This window comes from Nonomuraea sp. NPDC050451, from assembly GCF_044458585.1.
In genome coordinates this window covers 117,713-130,757 of the sequence record NZ_JBITHZ010000027.1, presented here as the reverse complement: position 1 = coordinate 130,757, position 13,045 = coordinate 117,713, and the positions used below count along the sequence as shown (strand labels likewise).

Sequence of the window (13,045 nt, the reverse complement as noted above, 5' to 3'; positions counted from 1 at the left end):
ATGGCGGGGTCCGGGCCGACGGTCATTTCCCAGCCCCGCCGGGCTCGTTCCCGCGGGGCTTGTCGGCGTCTGAGGCCAGGCGCGACCCGAAGTCGTCCAGGGCGGCGGCCAGGTCCGCGCTCGGCGGGAGCGCCTGCGGCAGGCGCGAGTACAGCGCGGTGCCGAACCCGGCGACGCGGACGATCTGGTCGATGAGCGCCTCCCTGTCGCGCGGCCACGGGAACGACGGCTGAGCGATCAGCAGCGAGACGCAGCCGTGCACGGCCGACCACATGCCCAGCGCGAGCTCCTCGGGATCGCCCTCCAGCACGCGCGTCTCCACGCAGGCCGAGACCGCGCCGACCATGTGACGGAAGCACTCGGCGGCGGCCGGCGGCACGCCCGGCCCGGTCGTGGCCCGCATCATCAGCACCCGGTACTGCACGGGATGCTCCAGGGCGAAGCGGGCGTAGGCGCGCCCGCACCTGCCCAGGGCGAGGAACGGGTCGCCGCCCAGGTTCTCGCTGAACATCCGGCCGAACTCGCCCCAGACCCGCAGGCAGACGGCCTCGACCAGCGCCTCCTTGTCGGCGAAGTGCAGGTAGACGGAGGGCGTGGAGACGCCGGCCCGCAGGGCGACCGCGCGCAGCGTGAGCGCGTCCTCGCTGCCGGACTCGTCCAGCAGGTCCTCGGCCGCCCGCAGGATCTCCTCGCGCAGCAGCGCTCCCTCTCCGCGCCTGGCGCGTACGCGTCTGGTGGTCATGGGTCTCAGGTTGACGCCGTCAGGTTAACGGTGTCAATCTGAGGCCCTGGGGAAGGGATTTACTGAAAAATGGGGAATTTTAGCGAAGCGACCGCCTTGACCGATCGCGGCGAGGGCGAGTTCGGGGCCGTGCTGGACGCCCAGTGGAGCGTCGGCAACCGGCTGCACGGCGGCTACCTGCTGGCCGTGCTCGCCAGGGCCGCCTGCGAGAGCCCGGCGGGCGCGGACCATCCGCACGTGACGGCCGTCAGCGGCTCCTTCATCGAGCCGCCCGAGCCCGGCGAGGCCGTGGCCCGGGTGGAGACGCTGCGGGTCGGCAGGAGCGTGGCCCAGGTCAGGGCCGCGCTGGTGCAGGAGGGCCGCGTCCGCGTCGAGTCGCACATCACGCTCGGCCTGCTGGACGACACCGGCCCCTGGTGGTCGTCGCACGAGCCGGTCGAGCTGCCGCCCGAGCAGGACTGCTTCCTGGCCCCCACCAACCCTCCCGGCACGGAACTCACGGTGCCGCTGATGGCCGTGGTCGAGGAGCGCATCGTCCCCGAGCACCTGTCCTTCGCGTTCGGGGCCCCCACGCGGACCGGCGTCATCGCGAGCTGGCAGCGGCTGGCGGACGGCTCCGACTGGGACCCGCTGAGCCTGCTGGTGGCGCTCGACCCGGTGCCGCCGGTGTCGTACGACCTGGGCCTGTCCGGGTGGGTGCCGACGATCCAGCTCTCGGCGTACATCCGCAGGCTGCCTGCCCCCGGGCCGATCAGGGTGCGGCTGGCGGCCACGGACGTCGGCGGCGACCGGATGGACGAGGTGGCCCACGTCTGGGACGACAAGGGCCGCCTGGTGGCCCAGGCGACCCAGCTCGCCGCCGTACGGCTGCCGGCCTAGCGGTAGATCTCCGGGGCCGAGGCGCACCACGGGAAGACCTCGCTCCGGCTGGAACGGGTGACGTCGCCGCACAGGCCGACCTGGGTCGGCCGCTCGGCCCCCTTGGCGCGCAGGATCAGCACGGCCTTGTCCAGGGGATACTGCCGGGGCGAGTCCGCGCCGAAATCGAGCGCGCCCGTGGCGCCCTCGATGGCGTGCCCGCTCTGGTCGGGCGTGTAGAGCGTGCCGAGCTGGCGCCAGACGGTGTACGAGTTCACCGGCACGCGGTGCCGCTCCCTGCCGAGCCGCCGGATGGCGGTGATCATCGTCTCCGTGGCGTCGTAGGCCAGGGCGGCGTGCCCGTCCAGCGTCCGCCCCGGTCCCGGCTCCTCGCACTCGAAGGGGAACGTGGCGAACAGGGCCGCGTAGAAGTCGTGCCGCTGCGGCTCGCCGCACTTGTTCGGCGCGGCGGCGAACGACTCGTAGTAGTAGCCCACGCCGCTGACGGCCGATCTGATGCGCACGTCCGCGACGTACCTGGTGACGTCGTCGCCGCCGAGGATGGTCGGCGGCGCGTCCGCGCACTTGTCGGCCACCCCCTTCACGAACTCGGCGAAGTCGGGGATCCCGCGCCCGGCGAAGTACACCAGCCCGTCGAACCCGCACGCCGACACCCCCGCGTCCCTGGGCTCCCCCGCGTAGGCGTCGTCGCTGCGGTCGTCGGGGCCCGGCTTGGCCCCTCCGACGGGCGTGAACCTGAGCCCCTCGACCGCGAACCCGCGCTCCTCCAGCCGGGCGATGACCCGGGCCTTGAGGTTGGAGGCGTAGTAGTCGGTCACGTCGTGCGAGTAGTAGACCCGGGCCCGCCGCTTGACCTCGCCCTTCTTGACCAGGGAGTCGGCGAAGGCGGCCGCCATCCACGCCTGGCGGGAGTTCTGCGGGGCGACCTGGAAGTAGAACGGCGACTCGTTCACGAGGCGGTCGGCCGACAGCGTCGAGGCCACCATGGGCAGCCCGGCCTTGCCCAGCTCCTGGATGGCCGCGACGGTCTCCTGGCGGCTCTGGTCCAGGCCCACCACCCCCACGATGGGCGCCTCCTCGTCACGGTAGCGCAGCAGCAGCCGGGCGATGCTCGAGCCGTGCTGCATCCTGCCGCCCGCGTTCGCCAGAAGGATGCGGACCAGCGGCTCGCTGGCGCCGGCGGAGTTGTTCTGCCGCTTCTGCGCGATGGCCACGCCCGCCAGGCCCTCGCGGGCGGCGGCCAGCGTGTCCCGGTCCGTCGAGGTCAGCGCCGCGAGGTAGGCGATCGTCACGTACGGCCGGGCGCTGCCCTCGTGCAGCGTGGCGGCCCGCTCGTTCTCCTGCTGGAGCACGGCCTGGACCTGCCGCATCTCGGCGTTGCCCGGCGAGAACAGGTAGTCGGGCTCGGCCACGCCCACGCACTCGGTGCCGGCCAGCTGCCTGCCGCTCTCCGTCCACGGCGTCCACAGGCCGGTCGCGCAGGCGTTGCGGTGCCAGGCGGCGGTCTGGCCCGCGTACGCGCCGACGGCGCCCGCCAGGGCCATCCAGAACAGCGCGATGGCGGTCCAGGACGACCACCACGGCGCCACGCGGGCGGGCGGCACCCACGCGGGGTCGGCGACGTCGTACCTGGTGAGGTCGGCGGGCACTGACGGCGCCGAGATGGTGAGCGGCGTGTCCAGCACCCGGCGCCACGTGTCGCGATCCTCGGCCGTGACCAGCTCACGGCGCCAGCGGATGAGCCGCCACAGCGGCTCCTCGTCGTCCTCCAGGAGCACGGCGTCCGGCGTGTAGGAGACCACCACGACCGGATCGAACCTGCCGAGGTTCGCGCGCCGCTCCTCGACGAGCTTGACGAGCGCCTCACCGTGCTCGTTGAGCAGCAGGAGCGGGTAGAAGACGTGGCCCGCGCCCCGCACGTGCAGCGGGGAGCGCCGGTACTGCCCGCTCAGGTCGTCCATGAACGCGCGCAGCAGCAGCCGCGCGACGGCCGGCTCGTCGGCCGGGTCCAGGTCGGCCAGCAGGGCGGCGACGCCGGGCGCCTTGGTGTCGTCGTCCGACAGCGCGCGCCGCAGCCAGCGGAAACGCCCGCCGAACCCGGGCACGCGCCCGCTGAGCCGCAGGTCGTGCAGGAAGCCCGGTAACAGCTTGAGCAGCAGGTTGAGCGGAAAAGGGACGTGCTCGGCGCCCCTGCCCGCGGTGTCGACGCCCCACCCCCAGTTGTGGTCGGACTCGCGCAGCACGCGGCGGGCCTGGTCCTCCTTGCCGTGCGACTCGGCCAGCCGCTCGACCACCTGGGCGGTCAGCTGATAGCGGGGGAAGCGGAGCCTCGTGCCGCGCAGGGCCGACACGACCCGGGAGAGGATCTTCGGCACCCCCTCGCCCTGCTGGATGTCGGGGCGGGCGCGCGGGATCCCGCGCGAGATGACGTGCGTGGCCTGCCTGCCCTGCGCCGCCAGGATCTCCGGCCAGTCCCCCGCCTCGCTCAGCTGGACCAGCGGGATGCCCATCCGGTCGACGTGCTGTTTCTTGTCCTCTCCCCCTCGCCATCTGGCCAGCCGCGGCTGCCTGGCGACGTGCGGCGAGTCCTGCACCCCCTCGCCCCTGGCCGGTCTGCGGCACAGGCGGTCTATCGTGTGGATGAAGTTGCCGACCCTGGCGGGGTCGTCGAGCATGACTGCCCCGTTGCTCATTTGATCTCTGTAACACGAGTTCGGGCGCGGGTGGCTGCTTTTTCGGCCTCGATCCGGTAACCAACCGTCCGATGTGTGGACACGTGTCTCAGTTGCCGGGCAGTGGCCGTAACATGTGAAGACTCGCTAGCGATGGGAGATGCGCAATGCCCGCCCTCAGGTCACGTACAGTCACCCACGGCAGGAATATGGCCGGTGCTCGGGCCCTGCTCCGGGCGACCGGCGTAGCCGGGAGCGACTTCGGCAAGCCGATCATCGCGGTGGCCAACAGCTACACCCAGTTCGTGCCGGGTCACGTGCATCTCAAGGACGTCGGCGAGGTGGTCTCGGCCGCGATCCGGGAGGCCGGGGCGATCCCGCGCGAGTTCAACACGATCGCCGTGGACGACGGCATCGCGATGGGCCACGGCGGCATGCTCTACTCGCTCCCGTCGCGCGAGCTGATCGCCGACTCCGTCGAGTACATGGTCAACGCGCACTGCGCGGACGCGCTGATCTGCGTCTCCAACTGCGACAAGATCACGCCGGGCATGCTGCTGGCCGCGTTCAGGCTGAACATTCCGACGATCTTCGTCTCGGGCGGGCCCATGGAGGCCGGCAAGATCCCCGGCAAGAAGCTCGACCTCATCGACCCGATGATCGCCTCCGCCGACGACTCCGTCTCCGACGCCGCGCTGCTGGAGATGGAGGAGAGCGCCTGCCCGACCTGCGGCTCGTGCTCCGGCATGTTCACCGCCAACTCCATGAACTGCCTGGCCGAGGCCATCGGCCTCGCGCTGCCCGGCAACGGCACGATCCTGGCCACGCACAAGGCGCGCAAGAAGCTGTTCGAGGACGCGGGCCGCCAGCTCGTGGAGATCACCCGCCGCTACTACGAGGACGACGACGCCTCGGTGCTGCCGCGCGCGATCGCCACCCGCGACGCGTTCGAGAACGCCATGACGCTCGACGTCGCGATGGGCGGCTCGACCAACACGATCCTGCACATCCTGGCCGCTGCCCACGAGGCCGGCGTCGACTTCGGCCTCAAGGAGATCAACGAGATCTCGCTGCGGGTGCCGTGCGTCTGCAAGGTCGCCCCGGCCACGAACAAGTACCACATCGAGGACGTCCACCGCGCCGGCGGCATCCCCGGCATCCTGGGCGAGCTCGACCGGGCCGGGCTGCTGCACCGCGACGTGCCCACCGTGAACGGCGGCACGCTGGCCGACATGCTGGCCGCCTGGGACGCCAAGTCGCCGACGGTGCTGCCCGAGGCCGTCGAGCTCTGGCACGCGGCCCCCGGCAACGTGCGCACGGTCAAGGCCTACTCGCAGGACAACCGCTGGGACGACCTCGACCTCGACCGCTCGGCCGGGTGCATCCGCGACCTGGAGCACGCCTACACCGTCGACGGCGGCCTGGCCGTCCTCTACGGCAACATCTCGCGCGACGGCGCGGTGGTGAAGACCGCCGGCGTGGACGAGTCGATCTGGAAGTTCAGCGGGCCCGCGGTGGTGTTCGAGTCGCAGGACGACGCGGTCGAGGGCATCCTCGGCGGGCGCGTCAAGGAGGGCGACGTGGTGGTCATCCGCTACGAGGGCCCCAAGGGCGGTCCCGGCATGCAGGAGATGCTCTACCCGACGTCCTTCCTCAAGGGCAAGGGGCTCGGCAAGGCCTGCGCGCTGGTCACCGACGGCCGCTTCTCCGGCGGCACCTCCGGCCTGTCCATCGGCCACGCCTCGCCCGAGGCCGCCGAGGGCGGCGCGATCGCGCTGGTCGAGGACGGCGACATCATCGACATCGACATCCCCAACCGGTCGATGGAGCTGCGGGTGCCCGAGGCCGAGCTGGCCGAGCGGCGCGAGCGGCTCCTGGCCGACCTGGGCGGATACCGGCCGCGCGAGCGCAACCGGCCGGTGAGCGCGGCCCTGCAGGCGTACGCGGCGATGACCACGTCCGCGTCCACGGGCGCCTCGCGCGACCTGTCCCAGCTGTCACGCTGATTCGGTAAGTAAGGCCTCTGCGGCAGGTGACAAGGACCTTGCCTGCCGCACAGGCTTTCGAAAAATGTCGGTCGTCATCTCTAATATCGGGGTATGACGACAGTCGTGAAGCACGATACTCGCCCGCTGACGACCGCCGAGATCGCCGCCCTCGCCCTCTCCCTCGCTCACCTCGGAGCGGGCCCGCAGGCCGTCACCGCACGGCGCGGCCTGCAACACGCACTCGAGCACCTGGAGCTCGACGACGACGTCATCGCCACGACGCTCACGACCCTGACCGAGCCGCTGCCGGTCGAGGTCGCCTCCAGAGCCAGGCTCATGGCCGACGCCATCACCAGCCGACTCATGATCCGCCTCCACTACCGCGACGCCTCCGGCATCATCACCTCGCGCGACGTCGAGCCGGTGACGTGCCTGGTCCACCGCGAATACTGGTATCTGGTCGGCGTGTGCAGGATGCGCCGGGCGATCAGGGCGTTCCGGTTCGACCGGATCATCGCGGTCGAGCCCACGCTCACGCCGTCCCGTCCGCACCTGGCTGACCGGTTCCTCCCGTTCCAGCGCCGCAAGCGCCCCAGGGCCGCCTAGGAAACTGACCGACGTTTGACCCTGCGCGCCCCCGGCCTTTGGGGTGGCGGCTGGCAGGCTCCCGCACATGCGCGTTCGGGGGATCTCGCTCGTCGTTGCCCTGCTGGCCGTGGCCGGCTGTGCAAACCCGTCAACCGTCGTCCCGCCTCAGGCCGCCTCCTTCGAGCGGCCGGGCGGGGTGGTCGTCGAGAGCGTGCTGCCCGTTGCCGCGCGGCGCGCTCTCGACCGCACGCTGGATCGCTACCTGCGCGAACGCCCGGGGCGCGCGGCGCTGGCCGTCTACGACCGCACGACCGGCGCCAGATACTCCTACCGCGAGCGCACGCCGTTCGTGCTGGCCAGCGTGGCGAAAGTGGACATCCTGCTGGCGTTCCTCCTGGGCAAGCAGGGCGAGCTGAGCGCGTACGAGCGCACGCTGACCTCCAAGATGATCCGCGAGAGCGACAACGACTGCGCGCACGAGCTCTACCTGACGATCGGCGGCCAGAAGGGGCTCACCCGGGTCCTGCGCCAGCTCGGCGTCGAGCACACGTGGCCGGGACCCGGGCTGTACTGGGGGACGACCCGCAGCCGGCCGTCCGACCAGGTCAAGGTGCTGGAGCGGCTCACGGACCCCGCAGGGCCGCTGCCGGCCTCCGACCGGCGCTACGCGCTGAAGCTCATGTCGTCCGTGGAGCCGTCGCAGGCGTGGGGGGTCAGCGCGGCCGGGGGCGACGTGGCGCTCAAGAACGGCTGGCTGCCCGTGGACGCGCACGACGGGCTGTGGACGATCAACAGCGTGGGACAGCTCGGCGTGGACGGGCACGACGTGCTCATCGCGGTGCTGTCGGAGCGCAGCCCGACCATGGAGACGGGGATCGCCACGGTCGAGCGGCTCGCCAAGCTGGCGGTGGAGGGGCTGACGCGTTCGCAGGCGACCTTCACCGCCGCCCAGGTGTTCTAGGCTGTCCCAGGCCGTTCTAGGAGCAGCACCCACCGCCGCAGCAGCCGCCGCCGCTCGCCCGGGGAGCGGCCGCGCCGCCCGTCATCGCCACCGTGGACAGCAGCTTCACCGTGTCGTCGTGGCCGTCAGGGCAGGTGGCCGGGTCGTCGGAGGCCGACATGGGACGGGAGACCTCGAACGTGGAGCCGCAGGCGCGGCAGCGGAAGTCGTAACGCGGCATGGCCTAAGAGTAGCCGCAGACCCCTGCTAGCTGCGATGCCCCGCTGGACGCGGGCCATCGTAGGTCATGTGCTCGTAGTCGGACACGGGCACGTAGCCGATCGACTGGTAGACGGCGTTGCTCGTGGGGTTGCCCAGGTCGGTGAAGAGCACCACCTGGTCGCAGCGCTCGGCCAGGCCGACCTGGCTGGCGTACGCGGTGACCGCGGCGCCGTAGCCGTTCCTGCGGCACGAGGGCGGCGTGTAGACGGGCCCGATGCGGCAGACCCCGCCGACCGCCGGGGAGAGCGCGGCCAGCGAGACCGCCGCCTCACCCGCCTCCCACACGAACAGCTCGCGGGCCGCCAGCCGCCGCGCGACCGACTCGGCCACGTCGTCGCCCATGCCCATCTGGACCTCCTCGGCGAACGCCTGGTACCAGCTGACCAGCAGCGGGAAGTCGGCGGGGGCGGCGAGCCTGCCGCGCCCGGGCGTGCCGGGGACGGCGAGCGTGCCCAGGCGGTAGAGGCGCTCGGGCACCAGGCGCCCGGGCTCCCCCAGCAGCCGCTTGACCTCGGAGGTCAGCTCCACCCTGCCCACGACCTCGGCGGGGTCGCCGAGCGCGGCCAGGAGCGGTGCGACGGCCTCCAGAGGCATGTCGGCGAGCCCGACCGGATGCGGCGGGGTGTGGAAGACCGCGCCCCGAATCTCGCCGTCGACCGTCCACCAGCCGAACCGGGGACCCTTCGCGGGCATGCCGGCCCGCAGGTTGGCGAGAACGGTCAAGGCGACCGTGTTGCGCACCGGGTCGCCGAGCAGGAACGGCTCGGCGACCGCGGCGTACTCCTCAACATCTGAGGTGAAGGTCCACATGCCTGCTCATGGTGTCAGGCGGTGGCCTCCCCTTACAAAGCGATATCTCAGGCCGCGGCCTCGAGGTAAGGCGCCCATTGGGGGTCTCCGATCAGCGACGCGCCGATGAGCCTCCAGTGAGCGCCCCGTGGCACCGCCGGGCTGACGCGCAGCGTCCACCCCAGCTCCTCCAGGTACTTGTCGGCCTTCCTGTGGTTGCACGTGGTGCAGGAGGCGACACAGTTTTCCCAGGTGTGGGTGCCGCCTCTGGACCGCGGGATGACGTGGTCGATGGTCTCGGCCCGCTGCCCGCAGTAGGCGCAGCGGTAGTCGTCGCGCCGCATGAGGGCGGCCCTGGTCAGCGGGATGCGGGACCGGTAGGGGATGCGGACATATCTTCTCAGCCTGATCACCGAGGGGACGTCGAGCGTGTGGCTGGCGGAGCGCAGCACCGCGCCCCTTCCGTCACGGTGGACGACGTCGGCCTTCTCCCGTAGCACCAGCACCACGGCTCGGTGCAGGGAAAGGGTGGTCAGCGGTTCGTAGGTGGCATTCAGCAGCAGGACCTGGCGCATCATGGGGCCTCTCCCTGCTGCGCGCGTATCAAAGGGGACATGCCGCGGCATGTCCCGACTGTCGGCCCCTCCTGGGGCACTTGTGCTTCCGTCACGTGGACCTCCGCCGGACGGCCCAGCGGATGGTCACCACGGCACCGTCCTGTCACCAAGTCTGGCGTTTGCACCGCAGTCCCCGCCACCCCAAAAATCCTCCAACCGGAATGGACCAGAGGGACACACGTTACGTTTTATGCCCGCTTCACCAGCGCTTTACGCATGTCCTTTGGCAGTAGGGTTCCCAGCATGAAGCTGGAGCCGTACCCGACCGCACGCCGCGAAGACACCGTCGACACCCTGCACGGCACGCCCGTGCCAGATCCTTATCGATGGCTCGAGGATCCCGACAGTCCCGAGACGAAGGGGTGGCTGCTCGAGCAGGCCGAGCTGTTCGGCAGGGGCAGCGGGACGCAGCGGTTCAAGAGCCGCATCGCCGAGCTGCTCAGGTCCGGCTCGGTCGGCGCACCGGCCTGGCGCGGCGAGCGGCACTTCTTCAGCCGCCGCACGCCCGACCAGGAGCACGCCGTCTACTACGTCGTCGAACCCGACGGGACCGAGCGGGCGCTGATCGACCCGATGGCGATCGACCCGTCCGGGCTGACCACGCTCGACGCCGTGCAGCCCGACAAGGAAGGGCGGCTGCTGGCCTACCAGATCTCCGTGGGCGGCAACGAGGAGTCGATCCTCTACGTCATGGACGTCACCACGGGCGAGCGGGTCGAGGGGCCGATCGACCGCTGCCGCTACTCCCCCGTCGCGTGGCTGCCCGGCGGGGAGGCGTACTACTACGTCCGCAGGCTGCCCAGCACCGAGGTCCCGGAGAACGAGACGCAGTTCCACCGCCGCGTCTACCTGCACCGCGTCGGCACCTCCACCGAGGACGACGTGATGATCTTCGGCCAGGGGCTGAAGATGACCAACTACTACGGCGTCTCGGTCTCGCGTGACGGCCGCTGGCTGCAGGTCTCGGCACACGAGGGCACCGCGCCGCGCAACGACCTGTGGGTGGCCGACCTGACCGCGTCCCCGGCCGACCGGCCGGAGCTGCGGGTCGTTCAGGAGGGCGTGGACGCGCAGGCGGGGCTGGTGTTCGGCCGCGACGGCAGGCTCTACGTCCACACCGACCGCGACGCGTCCAGGGCCCGGGTGTGCGTCACCGACCCGGCCGAGCCGGGCTTCGAGACCTGGCGCGACCTCATCCCCGAGGACCCCGAGGCGGTGCTGAACGACTTCGCGATCCTCGACGACCTAAAGCGCCCGGTCATGCTGGTGGGCTGGACCCGCCACGCGATCAGCGAGATCACCGTCCACGACCTGGAGACCGGCGAGCGCGTCGGCGAGGTGCCCACGCCGGGGCTCGGCTCCATCGGCGGCATCTCCGAGCGTCCCGAGGGCGGCCACGAGGCGTGGTTCGCCTACACCGACAACACCAAGCCGCCCTCCATCCAGCGCTACGACGCCAGGACCGGCGAGACCACGCTCTGGGCCGCCTCCCCGGGCGCGGTCGAGGTGCCCCCGGTGCGCACCTCGCAGGTCGTGTACCAGTCCAAGGACGGCACCGACGTCCGCATGCTGATCATCTCTCCCGACGACGACACGTCGGGGCCGCGGCCCACCATCCTGTACGGCTACGGCGGCTTCGGCCTGTCGATGACCCCCGGCTACTCGGCGTCGATCCTGGCCTGGGTCGAGGCCGGCGGGGTCTACGCCATCGCCAACCTGCGCGGCGGCGGCGAGGAGGGCGAGGACTGGCACCGCGCCGGCATGCTCGGCAACAAGCAGAACGTGTTCGACGACTTCCACGCGGCGGCCGAGCACCTCATCGCCAGCGGGGTGACCACGCCCGAGCAGCTCGGCATCTCCGGCGGCTCCAACGGCGGCCTGCTGGTGGGCGCCGCGCTGACGCAGCGGCCCGAGCTGTACGCGGCCGTGGCCTGCTCGGCGCCGCTGCTCGACATGATCAGGTACGAGCAGTTCGGGCTCGGCGCCACCTGGAACGTCGAATACGGCACCGTCGAGGACCCCGAGCAGTTCGGCTGGCTGCTGGGCTACTCGCCCTACCACCACGTCCAGGAGTCGGTGAACTACCCCGCGACGCTCTTCACCGTCTTCCAGTCCGACACGCGGGTGCATCCGCTGCACGCGTGGAAGATGTGCGCGGCGCTGCAGCACTCCTCGACCGGCGACCGCCCGGTGCTGCTGCGCAACGAGACCGAGGTCGGGCACGGCGCACGGTCGGTGAGCAGGTCGGTCGACCTGTCGGCCGACACGCTCACCTTCCTCGCCCGGCACACCGGCCTATAGCCTCGATGGCATGAGCGCGCTGGGGCTGGCCATGGTCGAGGCCACCCCCAGCGCGGCGCTGCGGCCCTACGTGACGCGGCTGTGCGCGTACCGCGAGCACTACGACTCGCCCGTGGTCCGGTCCGAGACGGCCATGCCGGGGGCCGTTCTCATCCTCGCGTTCGGCGCGCCGATGGAGGCGGGCGGGCGGCGGGTCACGGCGTTCTCGGGCGGCCTCGGCGACCGCTTCACCGTCACGCGCGTCACAGGGCCGTGCGAGGGCGTGGAGGTGGTGCTGACGCCGTTCGGGGCCAGGAGGCTGTACGGGGTGCCGATGCGGCACCTGACGAACCTCGTGCTGCCGCTCGGCGACCTGCTGGGGCCTTGGGCGGACACCGCGCTCGACCGGCTGGCCTCGACGCCGTCGTGGCCGGACCGGCTGGCCCTGGCCGACCGGCTGCTCCGCACGCGGATCGCCGCCAGGCCCGCCCTGCGGCCCGAGGTGCCGTGGGCCTGGGCGCGGCTGCTGGAGTCGGGCGGCCGCGTGGGCGTGTCCGCTCTCGTGGAGTCGCTCGGCTGGAGTCACCGTCACCTCGTCGCCCGCTTCCAGGACGAGGTCGGGCTGCCTCCGAAGACGGCGGCCCGGGTGATCAGGTTCGGGCGGGCGACGCGGCTGCTGCGGTCGGGGCTGGCCATCGCCTCCGTGGCGGCGGAGTGCGGCTTCTACGACCAGGCGCACATGAACCGCGAGTTCCGGGTGCTGGGCGACACGACGCCAGGTCAGATTCGTCCAAGACCTTCGGCGGCGCACCCGGCATCCTGAGTCCCATGAGCCGAACCGTTTACGCAATAGCCCGCTACCAGGACTGCCAGGCCGCGATCGACTTCCTGACCAGCGCGTTCGGGTTCCGGGTGCATGAGGCGTCCAAGGACGACGAGGGCATGATCAAGCACGCGGAGCTGCTGGTCGGGGACGATCTGATCATGATCGGCCCCGGGAGGGCCGGCGGGCCGGGGATCTACGTCGCGGTCGAGGACGCCGACGCCCATCACGATCGCGCCAGGGCCGCGGGGGCCGCGATCACGATGGAGCTCACGGACCAGCCGTACGGGTCCCGCGAGTACGCCTGCAAGGACCCGGAGGGGAACCCCTGGTACTTCGGGACGTACAGGCCGTAAGGACGCCGTAGGGGCGCACCAGGCGGGGTCAGGCGCCGACCCGTCCACCGGCTTCAGGACCGTCTACACCCACGCCCGTCCCGGCGACC

12 protein-coding genes are annotated in these 13,045 nt (G+C 71.5%); 7 read left to right on the top strand and 5 right to left on the bottom strand.

Going from position 1 to position 13,045, the window contains the following annotated elements; translation table 11 throughout:
* Positions 1–22: 22 nt before the first annotated feature.
* On the bottom strand, positions 23–742 hold the full coding sequence (locus tag ACIBI9_RS48340; RefSeq protein WP_397233409.1) for a TetR/AcrR family transcriptional regulator: 720 nt from the start codon (positions 740–742) through the stop codon (positions 23–25).
* Between the two features lie 96 nt (positions 743–838).
* Between ACIBI9_RS48340 and ACIBI9_RS48335 the strand changes: the two genes are divergently transcribed.
* Positions 839–1,621: a thioesterase family protein gene (locus ACIBI9_RS48335; RefSeq protein WP_397233407.1), complete on the top strand. Its 783-nt coding sequence runs from the start codon at positions 839–841 to the stop codon at positions 1,619–1,621.
* Here the strand turns inward: ACIBI9_RS48335 and ACIBI9_RS48330 are convergent.
* The gene (locus tag ACIBI9_RS48330; RefSeq protein ID WP_397233405.1) at positions 1,618–4,314 is read right to left on the bottom strand and encodes a hypothetical protein; all 2,697 of its coding nucleotides are present in this window, start codon (positions 4,312–4,314) and stop codon (positions 1,618–1,620) included. The genes ACIBI9_RS48335 and ACIBI9_RS48330 overlap by 4 nt on opposite strands.
* A 146-nt stretch (positions 4,315–4,460) precedes the next feature.
* Between ACIBI9_RS48330 and ilvD the strand changes: the two genes are divergently transcribed.
* The 3 genes from ilvD (at position 4,461) to ACIBI9_RS48315 (ending at position 7,830) form a co-directional block, all read left to right on the top strand.
* Positions 4,461–6,299, top strand: coding sequence for a dihydroxy-acid dehydratase (gene ilvD, locus ACIBI9_RS48325; RefSeq protein ID WP_397233403.1), 1,839 nt, complete (start codon positions 4,461–4,463; stop codon positions 6,297–6,299).
* Between the two features lie 93 nt (positions 6,300–6,392).
* Positions 6,393–6,887: a helix-turn-helix transcriptional regulator gene (locus ACIBI9_RS48320; RefSeq protein ID WP_397233401.1), complete on the top strand. Its 495-nt coding sequence runs from the start codon at positions 6,393–6,395 to the stop codon at positions 6,885–6,887.
* Between the two features lie 67 nt (positions 6,888–6,954).
* Entirely contained in the window at positions 6,955–7,830 is an 876-nt protein-coding gene (locus ACIBI9_RS48315) for a serine hydrolase (protein WP_397233399.1), read from the top strand.
* A 16-nt stretch (positions 7,831–7,846) separates the two neighbouring features.
* Here ACIBI9_RS48315 and ACIBI9_RS48310 read toward each other — a convergent pair whose 3' ends face one another.
* The 3 genes from ACIBI9_RS48310 to ACIBI9_RS48300 are packed head-to-tail and all read right to left on the bottom strand — an operon-like array spanning position 7,847 to position 9,455.
* Positions 7,847–8,050, bottom strand: coding sequence for a zinc ribbon domain-containing protein (locus ACIBI9_RS48310; RefSeq protein ID WP_397233397.1), 204 nt, complete (start codon positions 8,048–8,050; stop codon positions 7,847–7,849).
* Positions 8,051–8,076: 26 nt separating this feature from the next.
* Positions 8,077–8,901 carry a GNAT family N-acetyltransferase gene (locus ACIBI9_RS48305; RefSeq protein ID WP_397233395.1) on the bottom strand — a complete coding sequence of 275 codons (825 nt, stop codon included), beginning with the start codon at positions 8,899–8,901 and terminating at the stop codon, positions 8,077–8,079.
* Between the two features lie 47 nt (positions 8,902–8,948).
* Positions 8,949–9,455 carry an HNH endonuclease gene (locus ACIBI9_RS48300; protein WP_185078202.1) on the bottom strand — a complete coding sequence of 169 codons (507 nt, stop codon included), beginning with the start codon at positions 9,453–9,455 and terminating at the stop codon, positions 8,949–8,951.
* Between the two features lie 285 nt (positions 9,456–9,740).
* Between ACIBI9_RS48300 and ACIBI9_RS48295 the strand changes: the two genes are divergently transcribed.
* From ACIBI9_RS48295 to ACIBI9_RS48285, 3 genes are read left to right on the top strand one after another with little or no spacing between them, the layout of a single operon-like run.
* On the top strand, positions 9,741–11,798 hold the full coding sequence (locus ACIBI9_RS48295; RefSeq protein ID WP_397233394.1) for a prolyl oligopeptidase family protein: 2,058 nt from the start codon (positions 9,741–9,743) through the stop codon (positions 11,796–11,798).
* Between the two features lie 10 nt (positions 11,799–11,808).
* Positions 11,809–12,600 carry a helix-turn-helix domain-containing protein gene (locus ACIBI9_RS48290; protein ID WP_397233392.1) on the top strand — a complete coding sequence of 264 codons (792 nt, stop codon included), beginning with the start codon at positions 11,809–11,811 and terminating at the stop codon, positions 12,598–12,600.
* A 5-nt stretch (positions 12,601–12,605) separates the two neighbouring features.
* Positions 12,606–12,956, top strand: coding sequence for a VOC family protein (locus ACIBI9_RS48285; RefSeq protein ID WP_397233390.1), 351 nt, complete (start codon positions 12,606–12,608; stop codon positions 12,954–12,956).
* The last annotated feature ends 89 nt before the right edge of the window (positions 12,957–13,045 follow it).

Bases quoted from the DNA above. Each gene is read 5' to 3' on its own strand.
- ACIBI9_RS48340 (WP_397233409.1), bottom strand. From the start codon at position 742: ATGACCACCAGACGCGTACGCGCCAGGCGCGGAGAGGGAGCGCTGCTG.
- ACIBI9_RS48330 (WP_397233405.1), bottom strand. From the start codon at position 4,314: ATGAGCAACGGGGCAGTCATGCTCGACGACCCCGCCAGGGTCGGCAAC.
- ilvD (WP_397233403.1), top strand. From the start codon at position 4,461: ATGCCCGCCCTCAGGTCACGTACAGTCACCCACGGCAGGAATATGGCC.
- ACIBI9_RS48320 (WP_397233401.1), top strand. From the start codon at position 6,393: ATGACGACAGTCGTGAAGCACGATACTCGCCCGCTGACGACCGCCGAG.
- ACIBI9_RS48315 (WP_397233399.1), top strand. From the start codon at position 6,955: ATGCGCGTTCGGGGGATCTCGCTCGTCGTTGCCCTGCTGGCCGTGGCC.
- ACIBI9_RS48310 (WP_397233397.1), bottom strand. From the start codon at position 8,050: ATGCCGCGTTACGACTTCCGCTGCCGCGCCTGCGGCTCCACGTTCGAG.
- ACIBI9_RS48305 (WP_397233395.1), bottom strand. From the start codon at position 8,901: ATGTGGACCTTCACCTCAGATGTTGAGGAGTACGCCGCGGTCGCCGAG.
- ACIBI9_RS48300 (WP_185078202.1), bottom strand. From the start codon at position 9,455: ATGCGCCAGGTCCTGCTGCTGAATGCCACCTACGAACCGCTGACCACC.
- ACIBI9_RS48295 (WP_397233394.1), top strand. From the start codon at position 9,741: ATGAAGCTGGAGCCGTACCCGACCGCACGCCGCGAAGACACCGTCGAC.
- ACIBI9_RS48290 (WP_397233392.1), top strand. From the start codon at position 11,809: ATGAGCGCGCTGGGGCTGGCCATGGTCGAGGCCACCCCCAGCGCGGCG.
- ACIBI9_RS48285 (WP_397233390.1), top strand. From the start codon at position 12,606: ATGAGCCGAACCGTTTACGCAATAGCCCGCTACCAGGACTGCCAGGCC.